6 protein-coding genes and 1 pseudogene are annotated in these 5,128 nt (G+C 72.8%); 2 read left to right on the top strand and 5 right to left on the bottom strand.

The annotated features are described in order from the left end of the window. Positions 1 to 292, top strand: a pseudogene (locus HW577_RS20380) (ABC transporter ATP-binding protein); the annotation flags it as partial. Positions 293 to 298: 6 nt separating this feature from the next. Here the strand turns inward: HW577_RS20380 and HW577_RS20375 are convergent. Then, positions 299 to 478: a hypothetical protein gene (locus HW577_RS20375; RefSeq protein WP_198377958.1), complete on the bottom strand. Its 180-nt coding sequence runs from the start codon at positions 476 to 478 to the stop codon at positions 299 to 301. Between the two features lie 177 nt (positions 479 to 655). On the opposite strand from HW577_RS20375, the gene HW577_RS20370 reads away from it, so the two are divergent. After that, positions 656 to 1,621 (top strand): Bug family tripartite tricarboxylate transporter substrate binding protein, encoded by a 966-nt coding sequence (locus tag HW577_RS20370; protein WP_198377957.1) that lies wholly within the window; start codon positions 656 to 658, stop codon positions 1,619 to 1,621. Here HW577_RS20370 and HW577_RS20365 read toward each other — a convergent pair. The 4 genes from HW577_RS20365 to HW577_RS20350 form a co-directional block, all read right to left on the bottom strand. Then, positions 1,605 to 2,897 (bottom strand): Hint domain-containing protein, encoded by a 1,293-nt coding sequence (locus HW577_RS20365; protein WP_198377956.1) that lies wholly within the window; start codon positions 2,895 to 2,897, stop codon positions 1,605 to 1,607. The two genes, HW577_RS20370 and HW577_RS20365, sit on opposite strands and share 17 nt — an antisense overlap. A 104-nt stretch (positions 2,898 to 3,001) precedes the next feature. Continuing rightward, entirely contained in the window at positions 3,002 to 3,451 is a 450-nt protein-coding gene (locus tag HW577_RS20360) for a DNA polymerase III subunit chi (RefSeq protein ID WP_198377955.1), read from the bottom strand. Between the two features lie 4 nt (positions 3,452 to 3,455). After that, complete coding sequence (locus tag HW577_RS20355) at positions 3,456 to 3,872, bottom strand: hypothetical protein (RefSeq protein WP_198377954.1); 417 nt, start codon at positions 3,870 to 3,872, stop codon at positions 3,456 to 3,458. Between the two features lie 10 nt (positions 3,873 to 3,882). Then, a partial coding sequence (locus tag HW577_RS20350; RefSeq protein WP_198377953.1) for a leucyl aminopeptidase family protein occupies positions 3,883 to 5,128 on the bottom strand: 1,246 nt, incomplete at its 5' end.

Here is a 5,128-nt window from a genome sequence, read left to right as displayed (position 1 = left end):
CGCCCGCGCGGAAGCCGGCGGCGCGCGGGCCGAGGCGCGGCGCGAACGGGCCGATGCGCGCAGCGCCAACGCCCCGCTTCGCGCGCGGCTGAAGGCGGTGGAGGCGACGCTCGAGAAGCTGGCGCGCGAGGACGGTCTGATCGAGAAGCGCCTGTCCGACCCCGCCACCTATGCCCGCTTCAAGCCCGAGGACATCGCCTGGGCGAACACCCGCCGAGCCGCGATCGCGAAGGAGGTCGCGGCGCTGGAGGAGGAGTGGCTCGACGTGTCCGCCCGGCTAGAGGCGGCCTGACCGCCGCTACTTGGCGGCGCAGACCTCGCGCGGGGCGGGGGCGGGCAGTTCTTCCTCGGCGAGCGTGCGCCGCATGAAGGTGGGCCACAGCGCGCGTCCGGTCGGTGGCTCCTGCGGCGCGCTGGCCTTGCGTACCGCGGCGCCGTCGGTCCGAGCGGCCGGCCGCATCGGGTCATTGCTGCCCATCACGCCACTCCCCTCGTCGTTGGTCGCGAGTCCGTCTTGCCGGACCGTAATCCCCTCGCGAGGCCGATTGCAACCAAAGGTTCGTCACGATTCGCGGCGGTCTGGACCTGCCGCGCGGGATCGGCCAACAGGGTCGCGACACCGGCGCCCGGGACGCGCCGGAGGAGGAGACCGCCCATGATCCGCCGCCGCAGCCTGATCGCCGCCCCTGCCCTCGCCTTGCCCTTCGCCGCGCGCGCCCAGGCCTGGCCGACGCGCCCGGTGCGCATCGTCGTCGCCTATCCGCCGGGCGGGTCCACCGACGTGCTGGCCCGCACCCTGGCCGCGGCGTTGCAGGAGGAGATCGCGGGCAGCGCCTTCGTGGTGGAGAACCGCGCCGGCGGCGCCGCGGTGGTCGGCACCCATGCCGTCGCGCAGGCGCCGGCGGATGGCTACACGCTCTCGCTCGGCAACAACCAGACCCATGCGGCCAATGCGGCCATGCTGCCCTCCCTGCCCTTCGATCCGGTGGCGGATTTCGCGCCGGTCGCGCGGCTGGCCGCCGTGCACCACGCGCTGGTCGTGCCGGCCAACGGGCCGCGGACGCTGGCCGAGCTCGCGGCCAAGGGGAAGAACGGGGGCCGCGTCACCTACGCGTCATCGGGCGCCGGGTCGGCCAGCCATGTGATCGCCGAGACCTTCGTGCGGCGGGAGGGGATGGACGCGACGCATGTCCCCTATCGCGGCGGCGCGCAGGCGACGACGGACACGGTGGCGGGCACGGTCGACTTCTTCGTCTCGACCTGGCCGCAGGTGGTGGCGCTGGTACGGGACGGGCGGCTGCGGAGCTTGGGCATCGGCGCGCCGGCGCGGCTGCCCGAGACGCCGGACGTGCCGACCTTCGCGGAGCTCGGCGCGCAGGACCTGGCCGTCGATGCCTGGTTCGGCCTATGGGCCCCGGCGCGGACGCCGGAGCCCATCGTCGCGCGCCTGTCGGACGCGCTGGTGGCGATCCTGGGCCGGCCTGCCATGGTGGAGCGGCTGACCGGCCAGGGTTTCGTCGCCGCCGCCCTGCCCGCCGGCCCCTTCGCCGCCTTTCAGCGGGAAGAGGTGGCGCGCTGGCGGCGGATGGTCGAGATCACCGGGATCAGGCTGCAGAACTGATCCCGGCCGGGGCGGCGGCGGCGCGGCGTTCGGCCAGCGCCGCACGCACGCGGTCCAGCGCCTCGCCTTCGCGGATGCGCGGCGCGCAGCCTTCGCGGACGCAGCCTTCGGCCGGCGCGAAGTCGGCATGCAGGGCCACGATCAGCCCGCCATTCTCGAAGTTCTGGCGGTTGTCCATCTCCAGGTAGGATTCGGCCGGCGCGCCTTCGGCGAGCAGCACGTCGTGGCGGTCGAGCTCGACATGGAAATAGGTGACGCGGCCGCGCGGCGGGGTGCGCAGGATCGTCACCCCATCCACCAGCAGCCCCGCGGGCACCAGCACGCCATCGACCAGCAGCGCGTGTTCCGGGGAGACGCGCAGCGGGCGGTGCGGCACGCCGGCGCCGAGCGCGCCGGGCATCACCAGGATCGGCGACACCCATTCGCCATGCGGATGCGTCTCGAGATCCACGGTGCGGCGGCCGAGCCAGCGCACGGGCGCCAGGCCGGCGCCGCCCATCAGCGTCGCGACCATGTCGCCGGCGCGCAGGCTCTCGACCGGCCGTTCCCCGGCGGCGGTCATGATCATCGTGCCTTCGGCGAAGCAGACGACGTCGAGCGGCGCGATGGTGTTGCCGTTGAACTTCACGATCCCGCTGAACTGGCCGAAATAGACCTTGGCGCTGTCGTTGATCTTGTACATCGCGCCAGCCTGGTAGGTCTGGCCGTCGATCACGACATTCTGCGGCGTATCGAACTTCTCGAGGTTGTTCGGCCGGAACTGGGCGTCGATGATGACGTAGTCGTTGCCCGTGCCGCCATCGACGAAGCGGGCCCCACCGCTGCCGGTGAAGCCCGAGATCGTGTCGTTGCCGCTGCCGGCGAAGATGATGTCCTTCCCGTCGCCGCCGGCATCGATCGAGTCGTTGCCGTCGCCGCCGAGGATGCTGTCCTTGTTCTGGCCGCCGATCAGCGTGTCGTTGTCATCGCCGCCGTCGAGGAAATTCTTGTCGCCGCTGCCGTTGTTGTTCCGGCCGCCGGAGAGGAAGTCGTTGCCGATCCCGCCGATCAGCGTGTCGTTGTTCTGGCCGCCGATGAGCTTGTCGTTGCCGTCCTCGCCGGTCAGGAAGTTGTTGTTGTTGCCGCCGTCCAGCGAGTCATTGCCGTCGCCGCCGTACATGAAGTCATTGCCGTTGTCGCCGAACAGCGTGTCGTTGCCGTCGTTCCCGCGCATCGTGTCGGCAAGGGATGTGCCCGCCTGGCTGTCGTTGCCGCTGCCGAGATTGTACTCCGCCATGATATCGTCCCTTGTCCTTTGCCGGGCGGTGCCCAAGCCCCGGACGGGGTTGTATCGAAAAAACAACGAAACTCTCGAATCACGAAACGATCAGCGGCGCGTGATCAGGCGCGCTTCTCCCACCCCGCGGTGCCCTGCTGCCAATAGGTGAGCGTATGCCCCGCCGCCTTGGCCGCCTTCCAGCGCTCCCGCGCCGCGGCGACCGACGCCTCCTCCGCCCCGTCGAAGAGGTCCAGCACCCGGTCGTAGTCACCAAGCCGTGCGCTACCCGCGCCGTCGACCAGCAGCAGGAAGCGCGCGCCATTGGCGGGTGCGACATCCTCCGTGCCGATCAGGATCGGCTGCATCGGGTCGGCCTCCCCCCCCGCCATGCCGTGCGGCAGCCAATCGGGCTCCGGCAGGGTCCAGAGCGCCGAATCGAGCGCCTTGGCGCGCTCCGCCTCCCCGCACAGCACGAAGGCGCGGCCGCCGCCCGCCAGGATGCGGCCGAGCAGCCGACCCAGCGCCTGGTCGAGCCTGGTGCGCGTCAGGTGGTAGAAGCCGATCTCGGCCATGGCGCTACTTGGTCGGCCCCCCGGCCGCCTGGCAGCGCAGGCGATACCAGTTGTAGGCGGGTGCGGCGTCCTGCGGGCCGCGGAACCAGGTCTCGAAGAACAGCGTGCCGTCCTGCTGGACGAAGGCGCGGTTGAAGGCCAGGTGGACCTGGCCGGGCGCGTCGCGCACCGGGAAACTCGCCAACCGGACCGAGACGCCCGGGCTGCTCGGCGCGAAATCCGTCGTCGAGCGGTTGCCGTTCTGCAGCGTGAGGACGGCGCGGCGGACCGTCCCGCCTTCGACCAGCACCTCATAGGCCGTGGCTGGCATGACGCCGGGCGCGTTCGAGCCATCGACTCGCTGGCAGGGCACGAGCGCCTGCGCCCCGGCCGCCGCGGGCAGCAGGAGGAGGCCAAGCAGGCTCGGGATCATCGGACGCATGGCGGTTCCCTCACGGTTCCTCCTCGAACCTTAGCGCAACCAGCCGGTCGAGCAGCCTCGCGCCGAAGCCGGTCGGGCCGGCAGGGCCCAGCGCGTGCGCCTCCTCCGCCGTCTCCACCCCCGCAATGTCCAGATGCGCCCAGGGCAGCCCCTCGGTGAAGCGGGAGAGGAACCATGCGGCATGCGCCGCGTCCGGGATCATCCGCCCGCCCATCGCGCCGGATCCGGCCGGGGCGCATTGCTTCAGGTCGGCGATGTCCGACCGCAGGTCATCGGCCAGGCGGTCGCCGATCGGCATGGTCCAGAGCCTTTCGCCCACCGCTTCCCCCGCCGCCGCGACGCTGGCCAGCAGCGCCGCGTCGCGGCCGAACATCCCGGCGCGGTGATGGCCGAGCGCGGTGACGATGGCACCCGTCAGCGTGGCGAGGTCGATCACCGCGCGCGGGGCGAAGGCGGCGATGGCGTGGTGCAGCGCATCCGCCAGCACGAGCCGCCCCTCGGCATCGGTGTCGATCACCTCCACCGTGCGGCCGGAAGCCGTGCGGATCACGTCGCCGGGGCGATAGGAGGCCGCGCCGGTCGCGTTCTCGGCGATCGCCAGCACCGCGACGGCCGGCGCGGGGGATCGCCGCCGCGCGAGGGCGAGCATGGCCCCGGCGCAGGCGGCCGCCCCTGCCATGTCAGCGCGCATCGCTTCCATCCCATGCGCGCCCTTGATGGAGATGCCGCCGGTGTCGAAGACGATCCCCTTGCCCACGAAGGCGACGGGCGGCAGCGGCAGCGTGCCCGGCCAGCGCAGCACGACGAGCCGCGGCGGGTCGGCCGCCCCGCCGCCCACCGCCAGCAGCGCGCCGAAGCCGTGCCGTTCCAGCCAGTGGCGGCCATGCACCTCGACACCAAGGCCCTCCGCCTTCGCCATGGCGGCGAGGCGGGCGGCGAAGCGGCGCGTGCTCAGGCAGTTGGCGGGTTCCACCACCAGGTCGCGGGCAAAGAGGCAGCCGGCGACGCCGGGCGCGACGCGCGCGAAGGCCGCATCCGCCGCCGCCACGTCCTGCACATGCACCACGGCCCGGCGGGGGGCGACCGGCACGTCGCGCGTGCGCAGCGCGTCGAAACGCCAGGCGCCGAGGGCGAGGCCCGCCGCGAGCGCCGCCGCCTCCGCTGCCGGGAAGGCGCGCGCGTCGAGCGCGACCTCCGCCACCTCCCCCGCCGCGCGGATCGCCGCCGTGCCGGCCGCCTCGAAGGCGAGCGGCGTG

It is taken from the genome of Neoroseomonas rubea, from assembly GCF_016106015.1.
GTDB classification, from domain to species: domain Bacteria; phylum Pseudomonadota; class Alphaproteobacteria; order Acetobacterales; family Acetobacteraceae; genus Neoroseomonas; species Neoroseomonas rubea.
Note: the sequence above shows the minus strand (reverse complement) of the source record. Positions and strands in the feature narration are given on the sequence as shown.

What these genes read in the sequence shown, in the direction of transcription:
- HW577_RS20375 (WP_198377958.1), bottom strand. Translation starts at nt 478, where the DNA reads ATGGGCAGCAATGACCCGATGCGGCCGGCCGCTCGGACCGACGGCGCC.
- HW577_RS20370 (WP_198377957.1), top strand. Translation starts at nt 656, where the DNA reads ATGATCCGCCGCCGCAGCCTGATCGCCGCCCCTGCCCTCGCCTTGCCC.
- HW577_RS20365 (WP_198377956.1), bottom strand. Translation starts at nt 2,897, where the DNA reads ATGGCGGAGTACAATCTCGGCAGCGGCAACGACAGCCAGGCGGGCACA.
- HW577_RS20360 (WP_198377955.1), bottom strand. Translation starts at nt 3,451, where the DNA reads ATGGCCGAGATCGGCTTCTACCACCTGACGCGCACCAGGCTCGACCAG.
- HW577_RS20355 (WP_198377954.1), bottom strand. Translation starts at nt 3,872, where the DNA reads ATGCGTCCGATGATCCCGAGCCTGCTTGGCCTCCTCCTGCTGCCCGCG.